The organism is Pseudoalteromonas sp. SD03, assembly GCF_040937955.1.
GTDB lineage: Bacteria > Pseudomonadota > Gammaproteobacteria > Enterobacterales > Alteromonadaceae > Pseudoalteromonas > Pseudoalteromonas tetraodonis.
On record NZ_CP162514.1, the window covers coordinates 2,595,845 to 2,619,010 of the forward strand.

The window sequence follows — 23,166 nt, forward strand, 5'->3', positions numbered from 1 at the left end:
AATTGATAGCTCGCTTTTTTATTATGAAAAATTTAATGGAGGGCTTCTTTGAGCGACAACCGAACATTGAGGTGAGTCGTCATTTACTTAGTAAGAAAGAAGAAAACTTTCCTCTTTTTTATACGCTCAGATAAGCCACAATAATAATATAAGCTCATGAAATATTGACGTTTTCGCGCTAGAATAGGGAAAGTGTCCTCTGATAAAGTTGTTATTTGAATAGGAGCTTTCAATGGACGAGGTAGTCAAAAATCGCTTCGAAGAATATCCCGAAAAAGTTCGGCTACGACTTGAGGAGTTACGAACTTTAATCTTCAAGCTTGCATCCGATTTGGAGCTAGGTGAAGTCGAAGAGTCACTGAAATGGGGTGAGCATAGTTATAGTGTAAAAACAGGCAGCCCAATTAGAACTTATTGGAAGTTGAAATCACCAAACCAATACTACTTGTTCTTCAACTGCCAAACTAAGTTAATCGATACATTTAGAGAGCTGCACAATGACACACTCGAATTTCAATGTAATAGAGCAATCGTATTAAGTTTATCTAGTTCGTTGCCTGAGGCGGAAATCAAGAACTGCTTAGAGCTAGCTTTAACCTATCAGCAGCGAAAGCATTTGCCACTTTTAGGCGCGTAATAGGTCGTCACATATAAGACACTAAACTCGCTCCTTTTGGTCACTACCCGTTAGCTTAGCGTTACTAATGTTCAACCGATAGTCGGTATAGAGTGGTTTAACTTACAGTGTAAAGCAGTTGTTTCTGGTAGATTCATCATTTTTGTCGGATGGCGTGGCTCCGCCACTTATCCGACCTACGCCAAAATGTAGGTTGGTTAAGCCGAAGGCGCCACCCAACAGGCTTTCAAATTCACTTTTTATCCGCAAATGGCAAATGAGCTGACATTGCTACATATATACTACATAGAGTTAGGATAGGAATAGAGAGAAATAATAACTCATTGATTTTATTGGTAGCCCCTGCAAATATCGAATCAAAACCATAAAATATTGATTTTAAATAATTTACAAAATATAGAATTAGCAAAGTGTAACTACCAGTGTAACTAAAACCTTTTTTCTATCTCAAAACGCCACCTTTAAAACAAAGTTAAAAACTAGCCACAAAAAAAACTGAGTTGAACATCGGCAAAAATAGACCTATTGTTACAAATGATAACTTTAAGGGATCATAATCATGGACGATAAAAAAGAGATAATCAGAATAATTGATAGCCTATCATCATCGATAAAAAAAATAGAAAGTGATAAAAATCAGCTTTTCATAATTTTATGGGTTGGGTTAGGTTTCTTGTTTTCAATACTGAGTGAAGAACTACTTAGCTCTTGGGTTGCTGCCATTGTTATAGCTGGCACTTATGCCTATGGGTTTTACAAAAGGAATGATTTAAAGAATCTACACGATGCAAAAAGCGGATATTTAAAAAAGCTCAATAGCTAATAAGTTCCCCCCAAAAGTACACATTAATTAACATTGGCTTACTGCTTATTAATAACTCTATCACCCGCACAGGGGATTTATTGTTTTATCCTACTAGCACCATAATTTTTAGCTTGCGCGTCCTTGTAGCCTTTCCCACGCGCTTTAGCTAAATATGATATACGGTAAATAGCCTCTTGCTGTGACTCCAAGCAATCACGCCTCATAATGTAATAACAGTTTTTTGGCACATAAGCTGAACCGCTAAGCTCGTCCCATATCTGTAAAACCTTCTTGGTTATGCTGTTTGGGTAGTTAACCTTTGACGCATCAAGCATAAGTGCATAGTGGTAATGTTGCCGTTTTGCCCTCTCAAGCTCTCTACACCACACAAAACCAATACGACTAACCCCATACTGAGCCTTAACCCATTTAAACAGCCTACGGTTAAATACAGTGATGATTTTGTTATCTGGCGTGTACGACTCCATACGCAAATCAAAACGAATTAACATTACACGACTATGGTTGCTCAACATGGCCTCAATTTGGCCTAGCATAGCCCTCATAGGCTTAACCATTAGGCTACTTTTTCCAGCATTCACCCACCAGCCTTTATCACCGTGGACAAAAATGTGTTCATACCCTTTATCATTGTTATTTATGGTTAGCTGGTTAGTCATTCATGAGCCGTAGATATTATTAAATACCCAGTTAATTGTTAGTAGCTACTATCCATAGCTATAACGCCTCTACTGGGGCGTACCTTAAAAAATCGCCTTTTTTCGAGGGTAAAAAACCGACTTTGAGTGTTCATATTGCTTCACCAACAAAAAGCCATAAATGATAGAGCACACAGCGATAGCGCTCACTTACATAAAAATACTGGTACATAAGTTTTTTAGGCTGTTTTCTTAGGTGGGTTTCCCTTGGCCATGATCACTACCAAGGGATAATTCAAAGTGGATTTACTATGCTGGTGGCGCATATTTTCATCAAGCGGCTTGGTCATCATAATAACGGGTGGACATTTTGCCTAGTTCTTTTATAGCATCCTCAAGCAAACCATCCGCCAACCAAATTACATTACTTAAATGATCCCCAAGCAACCCACCAAAGCCCTCACTATTTCGCAAAGCATCCAGCACCGTTTTAGCTTGAATTAATAGCTGCTCAAGCTTCAATTGTTCTCTTGGGATTTCACCATTATACATATCAACGCCATTCGCCAGCACTTCCCCTATGCGATCACTAGCCGCCCAAAGCAAGTTTCTTAATGTGTCCTCTGTCATAGACTTGTGGTTATCATTAGCAACAATAAACGTTGTCAAGCTATATACCTGACTTACTACCCCATCAATATAGTCAAAGTTATCCGCCGAAATGCTAGCATCATCTTTCATATTATTTGTAGTCATTATCCTGTTCCTTATTAATTAAATTTTACTAATAGCCAATAATGGCAATGCTTTAGTAGTTACTTATTGCAAACGATTAAAAGGCGCCAATAATTCAGCCCCTTGTTCCTTACTTAACATTCCTGCTTTTCGCCTTGCTCGGCTCGCGTTAATTTCTTTCAAAATTGCTGCGGCTATTTCAGGCGATGAAAAGCCATATCTTAGGTGAGTGCCTATACCGTCTGGGTTCTCGTCACTCACTCGCGTGAATTTAAAGTCATACAGGCGCTCAAGCTCTGTAAAGTAGTTTCTACCACTGGACAGGCCGATGTTACGTAAAATATCATTTTCAGTAGCGCCTGCTGGATGCTGCAAAATATAAATAAATGCGCGTTCCTTCTTAGGCTGCTTATTAGGCTTTTTTGGGCTATCATCATTAGCTGCTAAATTGGCTTGGGTGGCGGCTTTTTTGCCGCTGCCCCCTTTCATTAGGCCGCCTCCTCGTCATGCTCTACACAAGGTAAGCTCTCCATCCAAGCCTTAACCTCGCTTTCAAGCCAGCCCACTGAGCGAGCGCCCAAGTCGCGCCTAGCAGGGAACAGCCCCAGCTTTTCTTTACGCCAAATTGTAGGACGGCTCATGCCAGTAATTTTTACTACTTCGCGTTGCTTTAAAATTCTATCAATCATAACGTTTCACCTTGTAATAATTTGAAATAAACAAACAGTTCAAGGTGAATGCTAAAGCTGAAAATAATTAAAACCCGCGAGCTAAGTCTTAGTTTCGGATTTCAAAACTAAACTTTCTTAAATTAAATATAACCAATTGCTTTTAATAAAGTTTTATCTACTTTTATTCAGCCACTCATTTATTGTTTTTCTAAGCACCTCTGGCTCTTGTGGTGCTTGATTTGTTTCAGGCCAAAACAAGCCAGCTTTATCTTCAATTACCTTTGCTACTTTTGCCCCTTGCACAACCCCCTCACCCGATACACATTGAGGCCGAAACTGCGCTAAAACAGATAATGCTGCGCCCAACACTTCCATTTTAGTTTTGTTGCTTTTCTCTGTAATATCAGTTCGTCTGTGAGGCTTTTTTTGCGGGGTAATTGATCGTGTTAACTCTGTTATTTGCTCAGCCTTAATTAATAAATCATCTAACTTAGGGGAAAAGTGGACACATGAAATATCAGCAAAGTTAGTCACTCTCCAAACTCGGAAATCTTCATCCATTAAATCAACAACCGAGCAATCATAGTGAAAGCTTGTGATTGGTCGCTCATGGTTATCCAGTAGCGCTTTTAGATAGTCACCACAAAAATTCCTATCTAATTTAAAGTAGCCTTCCAATAGCCTTATTTCTGGCACTTTAGAGCCTTTCGACTCAGCAATAGCATCAACAATAATCTCTGAAAAAACAGCATCCATTAAATTTTTTGGTTTATATTTTATTATTGGTTTAGCGTAAATATCATTACCACCTAAAAGCTCTACATAAAAATCAATTTTCCCTCTGCTGTAATATTGAAATAAGCGCTTTAACTTTTTTATATCGTCCATATCAGCTTTGTCAAAAAGCATCTCTAATGCTTCATCAATACTTATAAATTCATCCATTAGCCAATCCTTAAACTACTTTCAAATGTTGGCTGCCAGTGACTGAGTAATCACCCTTACTAGCCGCTTCAATATGATCAGACCACCAGCACATCATTTTGCGTCTGCGCTCTAAGTAATCGGTTCGGTTATAGGCTGCGCGTACTTGGTTTTTATCAACGTGCGCTAGTGCGGCCTCAATTAAGTCGGAGTCAAAACCTTGCGCGTTTAACGTGGTACTGGCTAGTGCGCGTAAGCCGTGGGCTGTTTGCTTGCCTTGTAAGCCCATACGCCTTAGCGCTGCGCCTAACGTTTCTCGGCTCAGGTGGGTACGAGGATTATTATCAGAAGGAAATATAAAATCACGGTGTCCGCTAATAGGCTTTAAATATTCTAGTAGCGCTAATGCTTGCGGGGTTAAGGGGATCGCTTGCGGCTTTCGCTTTTTCATACGTTCAGCGGGTATATTCCACACCCGATTATCAAAATCAATTTCACTCCATGCCGCCCCCGCAGCCTCTGCTGGCCTAGCCATTGTATGAAGTTGCCATTCAAACAAGCATTTAGTGATCAGCTTTAAACGCGCACTGTTAACGGTTGCTAATAACATAGGTAGTTGCTCAGGGGCTACGGTAGGCATATTGGTATGTTTAACAGTACTAAACGCTTTGCCGATACTGTGAAGGTGGTTAGCTGGCATACGTCCAGTATTAACCGCATAGTCCATCACTTCATTAATACGCTGGCATAAGCGGCCTAACATATCGAGCTTATTAGCGGCCTCCAATGGCCTCAACGTTTCAATAGTTAACTGTGCAGATAGCTTACTTATAGGTACTTTTCCTAGTGCGGAGTAAACATGTAGCTCAAACCCTCTACGGATATTAAAAGAGTGCCGCTGGCTTACCTTGGCCGTTTTAAGGTTGAGCCATTCAGTAGCCACCGCCTCAAACGTGTTCTTTGCCTCAGTTGCTTTAGTGCTTTGAATTTCTTCCCTGTACTCTTTAGGGTCAATATCTTTCGCAAGTAGCGCCCTTGCCTCGTCACGTTTTTTTCTAGCGGCTGCTAACGTTATAGCAGGGTAAACGCCAAAGCTTATTTGTGCTCGCTTTTTAATATGCGGACGGTAGTAATTAAATAGCCACGTTTTAGAGCCGTTCTTTTTTATGCGTAAGCCAAGCCCACCACCATCAGACAACAGGTATTCGCTTACTTTTGGTTTCGCATTTTTTATCTGCGTATCGTTTAAAGGTTTTGTTGCTCTTGGCATGTTTCACTCCATTATCGAATAGGTAGCCAAACCTAAAAATGGGATACTAAAATCACGATCCGCATTCTTCCTTTAATTTTCATCCGCTTAACTGAATTACAGCGGTTTTAGTTACATCAAAATCAACAAATCGATTCGGTGTAACTAGCAGTGTAACTAAAAATATGAAATGTGGCGATACCAAATTTTACAACTTGAAACATGAGGGGCTTATTTACAGTGGGATATATGGCGGTTTTAAATTTATTGCTGCGTTATTTTTATGTATGAAACGTGGAATTGGTAGCCCCTGCAGGAATCGAACCTGCAACTGCCCCTTAGGAGGGGGCCGTTATATCCATTTAACTAAGAGGCCACGCTGGGTGCTAAGTGTTTGGAAATTATAACGGCATCTGGTTTTTTATATCAAGCATCAAATTAAGTTAATTGCTTGATAAATATATATCTTCTTTATTTAATACGTAAAGCGGTATAAATGTTCGGCTGCTGGCTGCTAAGCGTTTGCTTTGAATATCAATAACGCGTGCGTTTATTTCTACACCGTCCTCTCTATAAATAAGGGTGCCTGACAATACATGGCTGGCTATACTGGTACCTGCAAGTTTGCGAGTGTTACGTGTAAAGGCAAAATCGCCTTGCTTATTTACGGTAATTAAATTGGCTGTTTTAAAATCAACGGCGCTATAACCAAACTTTTGTAGCTGATGTATAAAGGTTTCTGATAACTGATTACCTAACTGGCTTGTTGTAGTTAAACTTGCGTCTAAATCAACGAACGAAGTCACCGCAATCGCTGCATCTTGCGGGGCTACTTGCATGGTGTCGGTTAAATCAAGTGCCATTTGCTCTACGTAGTTAACTAGACTTTTATGATGCTTGTTTGGGTTAAATTGCGTTGTATCAGCATATTGTTCTTGCTCGTCATTGCGCTGCATTTGCGCCATGATTTGGTTAAAATCAAGATTACTTACCACCGTTTGTTCAGGCTCAGCCTTAGCGGGTTCGGCCATGCTAGATTCACCAAGTAAATTACAGCCTGAAAGTAATAATGATAATGTACTTATGCTAATTAAAGCTGAGCGCTTAGCTAAGTTAGCCATGATAAACCTCACTTACTCGCTTGTTTTAGCATGATGCCATCAGCACTGTTACTGCTATTTAACGCGTCGATCACTGATTGCGGAATAAAGCCCTGTGCAGAGCCTACAACCGCTTTACTCTCTAAACCAACAATACGTGCGTTTACTAATATGCCGCCTTGGTGGTTTACTAGCGTGCCGGCTAATACGTAACTAAAGTTTTGTTCTTGGTTAAGCTCTAAGTAGTCGCGACTAAAAACAAAATCGCCGCCAGGCGTTACGCGCATATAATCGGTGGTTTTAAAATCGATTACCGGTACACCAAAATTATGCAACTCATGCATAAAGCTCTCGGCAATTTGGTTACCCACTAAGTCAGCATTGTTGTAGTCACGGTCTAAAAAAACAAAGCTCGATACCGCCAATGGCGTTTTAGTATTTACGTACTGTAAATTTTCAGCCATGTCTTGCATGATCCCACGCACATAGTGATTAATATTTTTGCGTGTTGGCGTGTTAACTTGTTTGTTTTTATTCATCACTGCTGTTTTATTTTGATACAGCGAGTCGCTTTGTGTAGGTGCGGCTACAGGGCGTTGCTCAAAAAACATAGGCGCATCGTCGGTGATTTGTGTGTCACTATGGTTTGTCATTTGTGAACAACCAAAGCCTAGTGGCAAACATAAAGTTAATAGTAGGCGTTTCATGTGTGCTCCTAATTAATATTCACTGCGGTAAATGAAATCACCGCGCTGCTGTATTTTTTCATTGCTCCACATCACATTGATGGGAATTTCAGTACTGCCGGCAGATACAACTTGGTTGGTTTGCATATTTACCATTCGTGCATTAACAATATAAGCATGCTCTTGGCGGGTTAAAGTACCGGTGATGACAAAGTCAATAATCTGACGCTGCTTTAAGTTGCCAGTATTGCGACTTAGTACTGAGTCTGCATTCGCTGATAAGTTAAGTTGGTTTTCAAGCCGATATTCAACCGTGTTATAACCTAATTGGGTGAACTGGGTTATTAAGCTTTCCTGAATCTGCTGGCTAAGCCCTGCCCCCTGCCCTTGAGCAACGTGAGAATCTAGGGCATCTGCTAAATAAAAGCTACTGACCGCAATTGAAGCAGTGCTTTTAAAAGGCTCTTTAATATGGCTAAGCTGGGCACTTAAGCTACTTACGTACTGGTTCACCGTATAAGGTGCCATAACCGCTTTAGGCGCATCAGTGCTTATACTCGGCTTTGGCTGAGGTGTTAAACTACAGCCCGCTAAATTTAATAATAGTAAGGGTAACAAAAGGCGCATAGTTGCCATCCTCTAAAAACATAATAACAACAAAGCAATTATTATGCCGAATACCCTTGTCACATATTTATTTTAAAGGCTGCTGGGTGTAATGACTGACAATGCAGTTGATTTGGCGCTGTTTAAGTTTATCGCAATCAGCAGCCGCATTCGCTTGTTCCTGATAAGCCCCAAGCTTTAAACGGTAGTAAGTAACCCCACTTACATTAATAGTTTCTACATTCGCCACAAATTCACCCTGAAATAATGAAGATGCGCTGGCTTTTATTTCATTTAAACTTTGGCTAAGTCGGTCTTTGTCGGTAACGGCTGCAACTTGGAGGGCAAACAGCGCTTTAACGGCTTGTTTTTCATCAGCTGCTGCATTCGTTGCCACTTGAGCTTTTTGTGCTACTTTTGATGATACCGTTTCAGCTGAAGCTTTAGCTGTTGGTACTACAGGCGTAATTGTTGATGCGGTGTCTTGATTTGCCACCGCATTTAATTGGCTTATTAATAGCTTTAAGTCTTGTTCAATCACTAATAGACGCTCAACCCCCGCTTTGGCTGCTTGCCACTGCTGAGACGAGGCTTTTAACTGCGCTAACTCCTCGTCAGAAAGGCTTGCACTGGCTTGTTTAGGTTGAGGCGACTCTACTGCTGTTTTGGGACTACTGCATCCAGATATAAAAAGAACAGCAATACAGGCATTTAGTATTGAGTAGCGTTTACATAAATTAGCATGTTGCATGGTTAAACCTTATTGTTATTAGTGGCTAATAAGTTGCGCTTGGACTTGGCAGTTCAAGCCCTTCACTTTTAATTCTGCGCATACTTGTTCAAGCTCTCCTTGGGCAGACTCAGCATAAGCGACGGCTAAAATATACCGTTTTTGTTTATCGTCTTTAATATAAAAAGCATCACGCTTTGATTGCTCATTTAGATGGCGCTTAATTAATTGATAATACGCTTTCATAATCGGCAATGATGAAAACCCACCCGCATTAGCAATATACGCTGGCGTTTGTGTTTTTTCTTTCAGCTCAAAGTCAACGCCCATTACCACTTCACCTTGTGCTGGTAATTTAACCACCACCTGTTGCGTATCTTTTAAGGATTTACGTTGCTTAAACTCATCATCTATAACCGCTTTATATTCGCCAGGGCGTAAATCGGTAAACAAATAATAGCCATCATAGGCAGCTTGCGTTTGCGCCACTTGCTTACCTTGTTTGTCGAGTAATTTTACGGTAGCAAAAGGCTGTACTTCACTGCTGCCTTGCTCATCTTGTTTATAAACAGTTCCCTCTAATTCACTACTGTTGTTAAGCGGTATTTCCATATATTCAACAAAACCGGCACGCGGTGTAATTGAAAAGCCATCGTTGGCGGCAACTAAAAAAGGCTCGCTAATACTACCAGGCTCAATCACTATGTCGGTTGTTCTATTCGCCGGCATACCTTTAAGTATCGCTAAGCCATTTTCGTTAGTTACAGCTCGGCGATAATTTTGAACTCCTTTTACCTTAACGCCTTCAATTCCCTTTTCCCCATCATCTTGAATATTGTTATTATTTGAATCAAGAAAAACTCGAACCATTAAAGTCCCTGAATTTACGAGGCTTCTTTTACTTAAAAAGTACTCGTCAGTGTTCGTATCAAAACCGATACTAAAGCGACTAAATAAACCTAGTCGCCAATTATCATCGTCATCGTAGCTCATTGTGCTATTTAAGCTAAAACTATCGCTTTGCCAATTTAGACCCAACTCCATAGAAACTAAATCGTTTATACGGGAGTTTCTTAGTGTGAATTCAGATTGCAAATTCTGAGATAAATTACGGCTTAATTCTGCTTGGTAACCCAGTATAGTCGAACCAGAGTCTGCGCTGTAGTCAACACTAAAACGAGTGTATGTTTTACCAAATCGATGTTGAAGACGCATACTACCAAGTGTTGTTGCATCATCTAAAGAATCAAATTTTCGCCAAATTAAATTGTTACTAACAACGGTACCACCTAAATTATACGATAAGGTATTATCAACACTTAAATATGAGTCACTAAATTCTCTGTTGTTATAGGCGAGCGTATTTTGATAGCTCAAGCTTCCAAATGATTCATCAAATAACTTTCCTGCCGTGTATAGTTGATAACTTTCAGTTTTCGCTGTATCTGTATCACCAACTATTTTTTCATTGTTTTGAGACAGGCTTAAACGTACCGATTGACCAACTAATTCACCTCTAGCTGCGACCTCTAGCTTATCTTCATCGTTATTATTTTTTTCATAATCTAGATTAAGTAATACCTTATCAAATATACTCAGGTTTGAACCAAAGGCATAATTGTTAACATTATCACCCGAATTGCTATTTAATATTGATGTACCAGCATAAACCGATAAATAATCAGTTAATCCCGTTTCATAACGACCCGCTAGCTGCCAACCTTTGCCTTGTGTCGAATAAAGTGACTGATTAAATAACTGCTCACCTTGCTCAGTAATTGACAACTCATAAAACGATTCATCTGCTGACAAACTATTACCATCTATAAAATATTGCTCTGTTTTTCGCTCTACTTGTCCTTGTGGACCATAAAAAATCAGCTCAAAATTATTAGCGCCAAATAATAAATCAATGTCTTCAAATAAATAGCGCCCATCAGCTAAGCTAAACTGCTGCGCTAGCAGTACATCATTTCTATATAACTCAACATCCCACCCTGGTTGAATGGCACCCGTTAAGTTAATTTGATTACTATTAACCTGTTTAAAAAGTGGTTTGTTATCAACTTTTACTCCTCTGGCGTAACTACCATTAAATCGTTTACCGACTTGAGTTGCTAATACATCTCCAAATTGAACCGTTGTCGCATTTAAAGGACCTAATAGGCGTGCATCTTTACTTTGACGGCTAAATGATAATCTTGAATCAGATAGTAAATCTTGTTTTCGCCCTGCAAAAAAATACTGAGTATTAAAATAGGCCAAGTCATTTGATCCTAATACAGAGTACCCTATCGCTGAATCCGTATTACTCTTAGTTGCACTAAGCTGCACATCAGCAAGAGGCGATGAAATTGCGCTGTATGGACTGGCCTTCCAAGGTAATATTGCTTGACGTGACTCTCTATTCGTTACAGTTTCTCGCTGCTCTCTTTCGCGTTTTAATTCTATAGGCAATTTGGTGGGGGAGCTTACATTTAGCTCAAGTGCTGAATATTCAATATCAATATCTAACGAAAACCACTGCGCTAACAAGTTACTATCAACAAACATATCGCCGTTCTCAGCATAAGCTTGTTGGCTGTTAAATGAATATCTAGCGCCGTTAATTTGTACTGTTTTTGTATTTAGGTCTAGATAAAACTGATTATCTTCACGAATAAACCAGCCTTGAGCAATAAGGTCATCGCTATTTATATCGATAGCAAAATCCAGGCTTTCTGAAAAACTTAATAAATCTATTAATACACCGGTTTTACTTTTCACCCCGAGCATTTCACCCAGGTAATTTTTTTTCACGAACGATGAAAAAAATAATAACTCGCCTTCGGGGATGCCCTCACCTTGCTGCACATTAAGCTCAGGCTCTGTTCTTTCATTTGCAGCTTGACCAGTGTTGTATTGCTGCCATTTTTTATCTATTTTTTTTATGCTAGCAAAAATGGCCTGAGTGTCAGGCTCTGCTGCTAATAATGGATCAATTGATAAAAAAATGATCAACAACCACTTTAAGCGCTTAAAGTAATACATCGCCTATTTCAAGTTACCGATAATTGCATTATTAATTGGCGCAACCTTTTCACTAAAAATAGTATCGCGATATTCTTTAAGCCCTGTATAAATTACGCGAATTTGACCATTTTTCGGGATATTTTGATCTGCAAAAATTGGTATCGTCGCCGTTGTTGTTTTTAGCTCAGGGTAAATACTAAAATCGTTTAACATAGCGATCTTTTTCTCTGTATCCGTTCCTTTTTGCTTAAAGAAAACTTCTAACTTGCCAAAAGAGCTAAAGCCCCCCTCTCGCTTAATTTCAATCTCAAGCGCTTTTTTTTCTGGGCTATGTATAAGCTGTAAATTGCTAATATTAACATTAGGTTTTTCAGCGCCTTTTCGCAAAATAACAGGGATAGTGTAACTTAATAGTAATTTCAAATTAATACCAAGTCTTTGTTGCTGGATTTGAGTTTCATTAGGGAGTGCTTTAAATGCTAAGTGAGAACGGTATTCCTGTTCTATTAAACCTTTTGGCTTTCGAATAGCAAGCTTAACAATCTGCCTTTCTCCTGGTGCTAATCTAACTTGCGATGGGCTGATCCTAACCATATTTTTAAGTGAAGATGAACTTTCTTGATCAGCCGCTAAATTAGCATACCCACCGCCAGCTAGTGCAACTTTGTCTTGCCACTCCAACCTATAAGTTTTTGCTTCATTAGAGTTATTAACAACAATAACTTTAGCAACACGTTGACGCTCATCAAAATTGATTCTTGTTGGCGAGATAAGTAAGTTTGCATAAGAATGGAAGCTAGTTAAGATAAAGCTTACTAAGATAAAAAAAGTTTTTATTATTGTCATTTAATCAACATCTCTAGTTGTCTAATAATTTAGCGTCACTTCAATTGTAGTATCAAAGATACCATCTTTATAAGTATTTCCGTCACCCGAGGTACTTAATTGCCCCCCTACTCTCAATAAAGCAGTTCCTGTGGTATCGGTTGTAATGGTCGTATTATAAATGAGTTGATTTAAAATCAGTGGCGCGCCACCAAAAATGTTATTTAGGGGCTGATCACTTACAAAGTCACTCACGTTTACCTGGATACGTGCAGGGTATCCTTCAAGCAACAATTCGGCTGCATGGCCTTTTTCAAGTAAATATATCTTATTGGTTAAGGTATTTGTGTTACTGGGCAACAAGGTCATAGAGCTAACACTTTGGTTATCACTGATAACAATTTTACCAAAATTCAATTGCTCAAGCGGTGTAACTTGTGCGTATAAATCCGTAGTTAAGAAAGCTGCTAGTATGAGTAAAAATAATTTCATAAAGTAGCCTGCTTTATACAATAAAGCAGGCTTTGCCCATTAGTAATTTAATTCTAATGTAAACGTGCCACTGTATGATCCATCGATATAATCACTAGTTGCAGCAACCCCTGTTGTGGTTAATGTTGCACCAAAATTAAAAGTTGCTTCACCATTTGAATCAACCTGAATGGTCGTTGTAGCTGCGCTATTAGGCGTCGCACCGGTTAACACATAATACGTTGGAGTGCCCAAAGTAAATGCAGCAGTGCCCGCAGGTGCTGTATCAGGCGCAATCGCAGTTTCAGTCGGATTTGTAATGGTCAATGTACCAAAAGGAGAAACACCAGAAACAGAAAAAGAAGCTGGTGTACCTGCTACTAAAATTGCAATTTCAGCTGCGGTTGCATCTGTAGAAGCCGTTGTAGGAGCAGTAGCAGGGTTTGCGGCTAATACTAATGTTGCAGTCTCCGTCCCCGTTAAATCACCTGAAGCCCTGATTGTACCAAAATCTAGTGGTGCATCATTCGTAAAGGTGAATGCGTTTTGAACTGTAACACCCGCTTGAAAAGAAGCAGTTTCTGCAGCCGCACCGAAAGAAAGAACAGTCATTGATGCAGCTAACGCTGCTTTAGTAAATATTTTGTTCATAGTTTTCCCTTAGACATAAAGTATAAACCTGTTAGTCAGGTTATGTTAAGTATCGGCCAAAATCACTAAAAAGTTAGAAAATATTTACTTTATTTTGATTTATAATAACAGGATGAAAAAATAAGCGTAAAAAAACCTTAAACATCCTCTGAAAATGTCGCTAAGGTACACTTATTACCTATTTTGTAAAAAAACAAACACAACTGCGCCGCTTGCTGTTGATTTTTCAGCGGGCCTGCTACAACACTATAAAACGTTGTTGATTCCTTTTGTTGCTCATTAATGCGGTATTGTAAAATACTGTTTAACTGAGGGTATTGCTCTTTTAGTCGCTGTACTTGCCTTTTGGCTCCGTTAGAAACTAAATAACGTCCAATTTGTACACCGTAAATTGCTTTGTTTATACTAATAGTGTTATCGGCTAAGACAGTTTCTGAGGAGAGTTGTAAAGATTGCTTAGAGCCATATTCAACACGTTTTACCTTCTCTTTCAATGGCTCAGGTACGGTATCAATATCTGTTTGTGCAGAAAGAGCTTGAATCAGTAATGATAAGTCCTCTTCCATGGTGCTTAAACGCGCTATCTGCTCTTTGTTGTTATCCCATTGCTCTAAGTAAGGTTTTATATCTTTTTCACGCACAAGCTTGTCGCTTTGTGAGTCGACGGGCATTAGCTGGTTGCTGCAACCAGCTAATGCAAATGGTATTAATAATGTTATTAAATGAAGTTTCACTTTAGGCACCTATTACAAAAGACTAGCTATCTAAAGCTATTATGCAATAAAAGCGCCAAGTAATACTGTTTTATAACCTAATTGGTCCGTCAGTGTAGTTACTCACAAAACAGTCAACTTTATAAAATTTAAATACTTCGCAATCATCCTCTGCACTTTTAAAGTTAAAATACTCACCTAATTTTAGTCGATAATAGGTTTTGTTATTAACCTTTGCTTTTTCAATATTTGTCGTGATTTTGTCCTTAAACAAAGGCGCTGCTTTTTTGTTAATTTGCTTCCATTCTTTAGCAACACTCTCTTGTGAATCGAGTGACGCAACCTGCAATGCAAATACTTTTTTGTTGGTATCAACCATTGCCACTTTTGTTAGCTTCGATGTTTGAGGGAATACTTTTTTCTTCACGATTGAGTTCGTTGCTTTCGCAGGCAAACTAACAGCGTGCTTACTGTAGCTTTTTGAAGGGGCTGTAATCATTTTTGTAGGAACGCTAGCATAGCGACTACTGTGTCGCTGATTGTATAGAACGTCCCCTTTAGAGGATTTTGCGTAGCGATTACTATACCTTTGCCTTGGTCGTTCAACTTTATCTGAGGTGCTTGCGTAATTATTACCATACCTAAGATTTGGCGGCGCCTTTGTGTTTATTACTGAGCGAGCATAACGATTGCTAACAGCCTGATTAGATTGCGCTATTGCTTTACTGTTAATAATATCCAGGTTATCAACTAAATATGTGAGCTCACGTTCTAACTTTAATAGCCGCTCTATGCCAGAGCGTGCTTGCTGCCATTGCAAGGCGGCATCTTTTAGTTGAGCAAGCTCAAGTGCAGTGATAGTTACATATTCAGGTGAATCTTTAACTTGTTCATTTAATGATGTTTTATCAGGCGATATCGTACAACCAGTACTTAATAACAACAGTAATACGACTAATAGATATCGGTGATACTTTTTGCTGTATTCACACATTGATTGTTTCTCTTTCAATAGTTTAGACCGCTCAATTAAGTCAATTTTCAATTGAATCAATAAAGCACGTTAACAACAAAACAACTTGGGTTAACATAAAGATTACAACACAATGTTAAATATGTCTGTATAACTGCAAAAATAGTGATAATTTAGAATACTAAAAAAGCTATTTTACAATCAAAAAAAGCGCCATATAGGCGCTTCTAATAATGATAAGTTTATTTAAATTAATGTTTTAATAAACGTTTTAAGCTCACCGGCGAATTCATCACGACGAAGAGCAAATTCAATGGTTGCTTTTAAATAACCAATTTTACTGCCACAATCATGGCTTCGGCCTTTCATTGCGTAGGCATCTACTTTTTCATCTTGCATAAGCATGGCTATTGCATCTGTTAGCTGAATTTCATCACCAGCACCTTGAGGGGTTTTAGCCAGTAATGGCCAAATATTTTTACTCAACACGTAACGACCAACCACAGCAAGGTTTGAAGGTGCCTCGTCAACGGGTGGTTTTTCTACCATGCTTTGAATGGGTGAGCTTTCACCTTGGTTTAACTCAACATCACCTAAATCCACAACACCAAATTTATCTACGTCATCTTTAGGGACTGGCTCAACCATAATTTGACTGTGTTTAGTTTGCTCAAAGCGAGTAATCATTTCAGCTAAGTTGTCTTTTGTTAGGTCACTTTCTACATCATCAATAATAACGTCGGGTAAAATAACCACAAAAGGTTCATTGCCAATAATAGGGGCGGCACAGTTAATAGCATGGCCTAGGCCTTTTGCTTCACCTTGACGTACATGAATAATGGTCACATCTTTAGGGCAAATAGACTGTATTTCGGCAAGTAATTGCCGCTTTACACGTTTCTCTAACGTTGCCTCTAGTTCAAAGCTGGTATCAAAATGATTTTCAATCGAGTTTTTACTCGAATGCGTTACTAGCACTATCTCTTTAATACCAGCGGCAACCGCTTCGCTAACAACGTATTGAATGAGTGGACGGTCTACAACGGGCAGCATTTCTTTTGGAATTGCTTTAGTTGCCGGTAACATACGTGTTCCAAGGCCGGCTACGGGGATCACTGCTTTCATTATGCTCTCCTTATTTTTTAAACTGAAAATGGGTATTGAATAGCCTCGTGGCATTGATAACCAACCACCTCAAAATCATCACGTGTTACCCATGTTTCTATATCTTCGAGTGACTTAATCTCTGGATTAATTTTTAATTGAGGAGAAGCAAATGGCTCGCGCTTTAATTGCACATCTCGCATTAAATCTAGCTGATTTTCGTAAATGTGGGCATTGGTGATTTTATGATATGCCTTACCTGCTTTGTGGCCAGTAATTTGTGCAACCAGTGCCAATAAAACAAAACATTGAATTTGATTAAAGTTTAGCCCTAGCGGTACATCACAACTTCGTTGGTACGAGGTTAAATACAGGGTATCGCCTAGTAATGAAAAGGTATGCGTATGCATACATGGGCGCAAGCAGCCAAGCTCAAACTCACCTGGATTATAAAAGGTAATAATTTCACCGCGATCATCAATGCCATTTTTTAAATTATTGATGACCTTTGCAAGTTGATCCAGTGTTGAACCATCAGGGCGTTGCCAGCCTCGTCCTTGCACGCCATAAACGCGCCCCATATCATCCTCACCTTTACGATTAGGATTATTGAGCCAGGCACTATTTTCATTGGCGTTGGCATCCCAAGTTTTACAGCCTATGCTACGAAACTGCTCAGCACTGTCATAGCCTCTTAAATAACCTAATAATTCAGCAATAGCCGCTTTGTAATAGCTTTTTCGCGTGGTGATCATTGGGAACTGATTATTAGCCACATCGTATTCTAAATCAGCGTTTATAACCGTTAAACAACGTGTACCGGTACGCTTGTTTTCAACCCATTGTCCTTGGTCAACAATGCGCTGACATAATTCTAAATATTGTTTCATCTAACTTCTTCTTTTAAGCTTTTGCCGCTGTTTTTGATTGTGGTTGTTTATAGGCCCAAATAAGTAAGCCTAACCCGCCAATTATCATTGGTAACGATAGAATTTGCCCCATAGAGATAAAGTCGGCAAATAGCCCCAATTGCGCATCTGGTTGGCGAAAATATTCAATACAAAATCTAAATACGCCGTAACCCAGTAAAAACAAACCCGACACACTTCCCGCAGGACGTGGACGCTTAATAAACCACAATAATATGACAAACAATACAAGCCCTTCAAAAAAAGCTTCGTAAAGTTGTGAAGGGTGGCGTGCAAGCGGGCCTCCAGTTGGAAACACCATTGCCCACGGAACATCAGTGGTACGCCCCCATAATTCGCCGTTAATAAAGTTACCTATACGCCCAGCCAGTAAACCAACAGGCACTAAAGGTGCTACAAAATCACCGACTTGTAATAACGATTTTTTACGCTTGTAAGCAAAAATAGCAATTGCAGTGATCACCCCCAGTGTTCCACCATGAAACGACATGCCACCTTGGTCTATTCTAAACAAATATAAGGGGTTTTCGATAAAATAGCTAAACTGATAAAACAGAACATAACCAATACGCCCACCTAATATAACGCCCAGCATGCCGTAAAAGAGTAAATCGCTGACTTCGTCTTTAGTCCAACCTGAACCGGACTTATTAGCTTGACGATTAGCAAACCACATCGCAAACGCAAAACCAATTAAGTACATTAATCCATACCAACGAACGCTAAGTGGCCCAATAGAAAAAATTATTGGATCAATTTGAGGAAACTCCAGTGCCATAAAAATAAACCTTTAGCTAAAAACCATTTTAATAGCGATGATAACAAGTAACATCGCGAAAACTTTCTTAATTGTATTCACAGGTAAGTAATGCGTTGCTTTGGCGCCTATTGGCGCTATAAACCATGAGGTAACAACAATCCCTAACAATGCAGGTAAATAAACAAATCCCATAAAACCATGCGCTAAGTCAGTTACTTGCCAACCGGCGCTGACATAACCAATAGAGCCAAAAAAGGCAATTACAATACCACATGCAGCAGCGCAACCAATTGCCTTTTTAATATCAACCGAAAAATAGTGCAACATAGGCACAAGTAGTGCGCCACCGCCAATCCCAATCAACCCAGATAGTGCCCCCATTATCGCACTAATACTTCCTAGCACGGGGCCTGCAGGCATCGGGTGACCTACGCTCACTTTATTACGGGCAGAAAGCACCATTCTCATAGCAATAAAAACCACACTCACCGCAAACACGGTTCGTAACATTTTCTCAGGTATAAAGCTGGCAGCAAAGCCGCTAATCAAGGCGCCAATGGCCACACCCGACATTACCCAAGGGGCAATTTTCCAAGGCACATTATCATTTTTATGATGAGCTAACGCTGAAGAAGTCGAGGTAAATAAAATAGAGGCTAAAGATGTCGCAATAGCGATAACTAATACATGATCGGCAGCGGCCACATTAAAACCCAGTAACAAGCTCGTTAGCACCGGCACAATGATTAAACCACCGCCTATGCCTAGAAGTCCTGCTAAAAAACCAACAATGCAACCTAATAACGCACAACTTGCAACTAGAAGTCCTAGTTCATACATAGTTATCTCTAATACATTTAAGAATATGTATATTTTAATTGATTATATAAACAATAACAGCTCTATCATTTAGGTGTATAAAATAAATTACCTAGCTGATGCTCTATCATAAAATTACGGGTTAAACGCAACACTTGTTTAGCATTGGGCTGTGCTAAACACTCGCTCAGTAATTGTTCCATGTCACTAACATTTAAGCGCCTAAGCACCCATTTCACTTTATTTAACGACGATAAGTTCATACTTAAACGTCTATAGCCCATGGCAATAAGTAATATTGCTCCCTCGGGATCGCCGCCAAGCTCACCACATAAACTAAAGGGCAATTCATAGTGCTCACATTCGCTGGCAATATTATTTAATACACGTAACACAGCTGGATGATAAGGATTGAATAAATCGGCCACACGGGCATTTGCTCTATCTACCGCTAATAAATACTGAGTTAAATCGTTACTACCCACTGAGCAAAAATCGACTTTTCTAGACCACTCTGGCAGCATAAATACACTTGAAGGTACCTCAAGCATAATGCCAATATCTGGCTTTTCTATTAATTGCTCAGGAAATGTTTCGCTTAACTCATAATAGGCTTGGTTATACAATGCCAGCGACTCTTCAACTTCATCAGTGCCACTGATCATAGGCAGCATTATTTTTAAATTACCTAAACCAATATTCGCTTTGAGCATGGCTTTGAGCTGATCTAAAAAAAGCTCAGGATGATCTAGGCTAATTCTAATACCACGCCATCCTAAAAACGGGTTTTCTTCAGTGATATTAAAATAATCTAAAACTTTGTCGCCACCAATGTCTAACGTTCGCATAACAACGGGGTTAGGGTAATAGCTACTAAGTACTTCTCGATACCAGTTTTCTTGTTCTTGCTGCGAAGGAAACTGTCCCTTTTGCATAAACCATGCTTCGGTTCTGTAAAGACCAACACCATCACAAATATGGGCGCTATTTTGTTGCGTATTAAGCTCAAGCCCTGCATTAAGTAACAAACTAATATGCTCCCCATCCAAGGTAATTGCAGGCAGTGATTGCTCTTCTAAAAAACGATTGTTGAGTAAGTTATCTTGGTGTTGTAATTCTGTATACTCATCAATAAGCATTTGCGAAGGCGAAATATATAAACGCCCAGCAAAAGCATCTAAAATCATTTCTTTGTTATCAAACTGCAATAGCGGTAAATCTTCAATACCCCAAATTGCAGGCACCCCCATTGCTCGCGTTAAAATAGAGGCATGGCTATTGGCTGAACCATTAATGCTCACAACCCCCGCTAAACGCTCATTGGGTACCTCAGCTAACATAGCTGGCGTTAATGTGTGAGCGATGAGGATTGTGTTTTCAGGGTAGTCTTTTATTGCATGCTCGGTATTCACTAAATGATGAAGCACCCGTAAGCCAATGTCTTTAACATCAACCGCACGCTCTTTAATGTAAGGGTCTTGCATTTCATTAAACTGTGCAACTAAACGTTCAATCACAATTTTTAATGCACTTTTTGCACACCAACCTTCTTGTAATTGAGCCTCTACATTATGACCTAAACTTTTAGCATCCAATAATTGCTGATACACATCAAACACCGCCAACGCCTCTTGCGGTATGGTATCGCTTAATGTCATCGATAAAGTGCTAAATTCTTTGCGCGTTGCAGCAACCGCTTGCGTGAATAAACGGCGTTGTTCATTCACATCACTATTTTTAGTAAGCTCTATGGACTTAAAATTAAGTTTAGGAATAACAACAAAGGCTTTACCAATACTAATGCCTGGCGCACTAGACACCCCTTTTAAAACCGATGTTTGATGAGACGACTCATCTTGGCGCAATACTTCTTTTATTTCGGCATGCGCAAGCTGTGAAGCTAACTGCGCTGAGAGCGTAATTAAAAACGACTCTTCATCTTGAGAAAATACTCGAGCCATTTTCTGTTGCACAACAATAACGCCTAATACCTTTTTTTGATGAACAACAGGCACAGACAAAAAAGCGTTGTAGCCTTCTTCGTTGACTTCTGGAGAGAGTTTAAAGCGAGGATGCGATTTAGCAAACGCAATGTTAATCGCCTCTTCGCGCTGAGCAACTAGCCCAACAAGTCCTTCAGTAAAGCCAATTCTAAATTTACCCACCGCATCGGGGTTTAACCCTTCGCTGGCCATCAGTACAAAGTTATCTTGACTGTAATCGGCAAAATAAATGGAGCAGCACTGGGTATTCATGGCATCTTTTACCATTTTCACAAAGCACACTAACGCATCGTCTAAATTCGCTTGTTGCGAAACAGACTCAGCTATCGATCTAAGTGTTGCCAGCATACACTGCTCCTTTTTATGTAAAACTACCTTTTGCTTCGCCAATTGTCTTTTTGTTGCTCTCGCTTATTGAAGGGCATAGCAAAAGGAGCAAACTCTTTCATAACACGTCGATAAACATCCCGTTTAAACGATACTACCTGCCTTACTGGATACCAATAACTCACCCACCGCCAATCATCAAATTCAGGATGGTGCGTTTTTAGTAAATTTACATCTTCATCTTTACAGCGTAACTTCAGTAAAAACCATTTTTGTTTTTGCCCAATACACACCGGACTTGAGTCGCGGCGGATTAATCGTTTGGGTAATTTATAGCGTAACCAATGTTTTGAGCTTGCAACTATTTCTACATCTTCTGGTCGCAAACCTACTTCTTCGTGTAATTCACGGTACATAGTTTGTTCTGGTGTTTCACCATCATCAACACCGCCTTGGGGAAATTGCCAAGAATGTTGACCATAGCGTCTGGCCCAAAACACTTGCCCCTGATTATTGCAAATTACAATTCCGACATTGGCACGAAAACCTTCGGCATCAATCACCTTAGTGCCTCATTTGTAAGTCGATTTTTTATGATTGTTCCACATTAGCTGCAATACGGCAAATACTATTACGTACAAGCCCCGTTAACGTCCTCGGTTAAGGCAAATTAATAGCGAAATCCATTGCATGTGAATAACAAACAACACTGCCATGTATAAATACATAAAAACCACACTGTTTGTGCTGGTTACTCACAGCTTGTGCATAACTTTTGTAAAACACGCTCATTTAGCAAACAAATCCACAATACAAGATCTAAAAGGTGATGTTCTCCACAGAATCTGTGGATAAACATGTTTATACATCTGTATTTATCCTTACAACATTTATAGACCTTAATTAAAACTGAACACTAAAAACAAAAAAAACAATGCAGTTCAGTTACTTAGTTAAGCTTGGCGTTTTAAAACAGTGCATAAAATTGCACCACACACGGCACGAACAAAATTCAACCAACCGCTAAAGATATCCACTAACACACTAATTTGCTATCATGGCGTTGGTATTTATTCAACTATAATAAACAGTATGCAACCTTTAAAACCTCATTCAATCAATCAATTAATGCAACGTGTCGATGCTATTGCAGGACTCACACTAGGACAACTCGCACAGCAGTACCACTTTAAAACGCCAGATGATTTATTGCGTGAAAAAGGCTGGACAGGTCAACTGATTGAGTATGTATTAGGCGCAAGTGCTGGGTCAAAACCGCTACCCGACTTTGAGGATTTAGGCATAGAGCTCAAAACATTGCCCATTTCATATAAAGGCAAACCGCTAGAAACTACCTTTGTGTCGGTCACCCCGTTAATGAATGTAACTGGCATGACCTGGCACACAAGTAGCGTACGTAAAAAGTTGAATCATGTTTTATGGTTACCTATTTTAAGTGAGCGCGATATCGCCCCGTTTGATAGAACCATAGGCAGTGGCTTTTTGTGGCAACCCTCCCCTGCGCAAGATGCGCAATTACAGCGAGACTGGGAAGAGCAAATGGAGCTTATAGCGCTTGGTCGGGTAGATGAAATATCAGGTCATTTAGGCGACGCCATGCAAATACGGCCAAAAGCCGCTAATAGCAAAGTAGTTACCGATGCCATAGGCCCCAACGGGCAAATTATACAAACCCTGCCCCGTGGCTTTTATTTGAAAACCAGTTTTACAAAAGAGATATTAAAACAGCAGTTTCAGTTGTAATTATTTGTCGGTA

The 23,166-nt window shown here is 39.6% G+C and carries 25 protein-coding genes and 1 tRNA gene; 3 read left to right on the plus strand and 23 right to left on the minus strand.

Annotated elements, in window-relative coordinates; all coding sequences use genetic code 11:
* Positions 1-232 precede the first annotated feature (232 nt).
* Both ABZP26_RS12185 and ABZP26_RS12190 read left to right on the plus strand, forming a co-directional pair.
* A complete protein-coding gene (locus ABZP26_RS12185) occupies positions 233-637 on the plus strand; it encodes a DUF1801 domain-containing protein (protein WP_016899216.1) in 405 nt (134 codons plus the stop codon).
* A gap of 559 nt (positions 638-1,196) precedes the next feature.
* Positions 1,197-1,460 (plus strand): hypothetical protein, encoded by a 264-nt coding sequence (locus ABZP26_RS12190; protein ID WP_368484983.1) that lies wholly within the window; start codon positions 1,197-1,199, stop codon positions 1,458-1,460.
* A gap of 77 nt (positions 1,461-1,537) precedes the next feature.
* Here the strand turns inward: ABZP26_RS12190 and ABZP26_RS12195 are convergent, their stop codons facing one another.
* The 23 genes from ABZP26_RS12195 to rppH form a co-directional block, all read right to left on the minus strand.
* Positions 1,538-2,122 (minus strand): inovirus-type Gp2 protein, encoded by a 585-nt coding sequence (locus ABZP26_RS12195; protein WP_368484984.1) that lies wholly within the window; start codon positions 2,120-2,122, stop codon positions 1,538-1,540.
* A 312-nt stretch (positions 2,123-2,434) separates the two neighbouring features.
* Complete coding sequence (locus ABZP26_RS12200) at positions 2,435-2,857, minus strand: hypothetical protein (protein WP_368484985.1); 423 nt, start codon at positions 2,855-2,857, stop codon at positions 2,435-2,437.
* 63 nt (positions 2,858-2,920) lie between these two features.
* A complete protein-coding gene (locus ABZP26_RS12205) occupies positions 2,921-3,325 on the minus strand; it encodes a hypothetical protein (RefSeq protein WP_368484986.1) in 405 nt (134 codons plus the stop codon).
* Positions 3,325-3,525, minus strand: a complete 201-nt coding sequence (locus tag ABZP26_RS12210) for a helix-turn-helix transcriptional regulator (RefSeq protein ID WP_368484987.1) — start codon at positions 3,523-3,525, stop codon at positions 3,325-3,327. The genes ABZP26_RS12205 and ABZP26_RS12210 overlap by 1 nt, the downstream gene beginning before the upstream one ends.
* 153 nt (positions 3,526-3,678) lie before the next feature.
* Complete coding sequence (locus ABZP26_RS12215; protein WP_368484988.1) at positions 3,679-4,452, minus strand: hypothetical protein; 774 nt, start codon at positions 4,450-4,452, stop codon at positions 3,679-3,681.
* Between the two features lie 10 nt (positions 4,453-4,462).
* The gene (locus ABZP26_RS12220; RefSeq protein ID WP_368484989.1) at positions 4,463-5,701 is read right to left on the minus strand and encodes an integrase domain-containing protein; all 1,239 of its coding nucleotides are present in this window, start codon (positions 5,699-5,701) and stop codon (positions 4,463-4,465) included.
* 280 nt (positions 5,702-5,981) lie between these two features.
* Positions 5,982-6,056: transfer RNA gene (locus ABZP26_RS12225), tRNA-Arg, on the minus strand.
* A gap of 67 nt (positions 6,057-6,123) precedes the next feature.
* On the minus strand, positions 6,124-6,801 hold the full coding sequence (locus ABZP26_RS12230; RefSeq protein WP_368484990.1) for a FlgO family outer membrane protein: 678 nt from the start codon (positions 6,799-6,801) through the stop codon (positions 6,124-6,126).
* A gap of 8 nt (positions 6,802-6,809) precedes the next feature.
* On the minus strand, positions 6,810-7,487 hold the full coding sequence (locus tag ABZP26_RS12235; protein WP_368484991.1) for a FlgO family outer membrane protein: 678 nt from the start codon (positions 7,485-7,487) through the stop codon (positions 6,810-6,812).
* 12 nt (positions 7,488-7,499) lie between these two features.
* Positions 7,500-8,093 carry a FlgO family outer membrane protein gene (locus ABZP26_RS12240; RefSeq protein WP_368484992.1) on the minus strand — a complete coding sequence of 198 codons (594 nt, stop codon included), beginning with the start codon at positions 8,091-8,093 and terminating at the stop codon, positions 7,500-7,502.
* A gap of 67 nt (positions 8,094-8,160) precedes the next feature.
* On the minus strand, positions 8,161-8,823 hold the full coding sequence (locus tag ABZP26_RS12245; protein ID WP_368484993.1) for an SPOR domain-containing protein: 663 nt from the start codon (positions 8,821-8,823) through the stop codon (positions 8,161-8,163).
* An 18-nt stretch (positions 8,824-8,841) separates the two neighbouring features.
* Complete coding sequence (locus ABZP26_RS12250; RefSeq protein WP_368484994.1) at positions 8,842-11,802, minus strand: hypothetical protein; 2,961 nt, start codon at positions 11,800-11,802, stop codon at positions 8,842-8,844.
* Positions 11,803-11,835: 33 nt separating this feature from the next.
* Positions 11,836-12,660: a molecular chaperone gene (locus ABZP26_RS12255; protein WP_215521762.1), complete on the minus strand. Its 825-nt coding sequence runs from the start codon at positions 12,658-12,660 to the stop codon at positions 11,836-11,838.
* Between the two features lie 21 nt (positions 12,661-12,681).
* Positions 12,682-13,131 carry a DUF4402 domain-containing protein gene (locus tag ABZP26_RS12260; RefSeq protein WP_128583137.1) on the minus strand — a complete coding sequence of 150 codons (450 nt, stop codon included), beginning with the start codon at positions 13,129-13,131 and terminating at the stop codon, positions 12,682-12,684.
* 39 nt (positions 13,132-13,170) lie between these two features.
* Positions 13,171-13,761 carry a DUF4402 domain-containing protein gene (locus tag ABZP26_RS12265; protein ID WP_215521763.1) on the minus strand — a complete coding sequence of 197 codons (591 nt, stop codon included), beginning with the start codon at positions 13,759-13,761 and terminating at the stop codon, positions 13,171-13,173.
* A gap of 137 nt (positions 13,762-13,898) precedes the next feature.
* Positions 13,899-14,495 carry an SPOR domain-containing protein gene (locus tag ABZP26_RS12270; RefSeq protein WP_128583136.1) on the minus strand — a complete coding sequence of 199 codons (597 nt, stop codon included), beginning with the start codon at positions 14,493-14,495 and terminating at the stop codon, positions 13,899-13,901.
* Positions 14,496-14,565: 70 nt separating this feature from the next.
* The gene (locus ABZP26_RS12275) at positions 14,566-15,468 is read right to left on the minus strand and encodes an SPOR domain-containing protein (RefSeq protein ID WP_368484995.1); all 903 of its coding nucleotides are present in this window, start codon (positions 15,466-15,468) and stop codon (positions 14,566-14,568) included.
* Between the two features lie 225 nt (positions 15,469-15,693).
* Positions 15,694-16,572 (minus strand): UTP--glucose-1-phosphate uridylyltransferase GalU, encoded by an 879-nt coding sequence (gene galU / locus ABZP26_RS12280; RefSeq protein WP_013465615.1) that lies wholly within the window; start codon positions 16,570-16,572, stop codon positions 15,694-15,696.
* A gap of 17 nt (positions 16,573-16,589) precedes the next feature.
* Positions 16,590-17,441, minus strand: a complete 852-nt coding sequence (locus ABZP26_RS12285; RefSeq protein ID WP_010387816.1) for a thymidylate synthase — start codon at positions 17,439-17,441, stop codon at positions 16,590-16,592.
* A gap of 13 nt (positions 17,442-17,454) precedes the next feature.
* Positions 17,455-18,258: a prolipoprotein diacylglyceryl transferase gene (gene lgt, locus ABZP26_RS12290; protein WP_033102792.1), complete on the minus strand. Its 804-nt coding sequence runs from the start codon at positions 18,256-18,258 to the stop codon at positions 17,455-17,457.
* A gap of 12 nt (positions 18,259-18,270) precedes the next feature.
* Entirely contained in the window at positions 18,271-19,080 is an 810-nt protein-coding gene (locus ABZP26_RS12295) for a sulfite exporter TauE/SafE family protein (RefSeq protein WP_013465618.1), read from the minus strand.
* A 65-nt stretch (positions 19,081-19,145) separates the two neighbouring features.
* On the minus strand, positions 19,146-21,410 hold the full coding sequence (gene ptsP, locus ABZP26_RS12300; protein ID WP_368484996.1) for a phosphoenolpyruvate--protein phosphotransferase: 2,265 nt from the start codon (positions 21,408-21,410) through the stop codon (positions 19,146-19,148).
* Positions 21,411-21,433: 23 nt separating this feature from the next.
* Positions 21,434-21,952, minus strand: coding sequence for an RNA pyrophosphohydrolase (gene rppH / locus ABZP26_RS12305; protein WP_013465620.1), 519 nt, complete (start codon positions 21,950-21,952; stop codon positions 21,434-21,436).
* Positions 21,953-22,481: 529 nt separating this feature from the next.
* Here rppH and mutH point away from each other — a divergent pair.
* Positions 22,482-23,153: a DNA mismatch repair endonuclease MutH gene (gene mutH, locus ABZP26_RS12310; protein ID WP_013465622.1), complete on the plus strand. Its 672-nt coding sequence runs from the start codon at positions 22,482-22,484 to the stop codon at positions 23,151-23,153.
* Positions 23,154-23,166 lie beyond the last annotated feature (13 nt).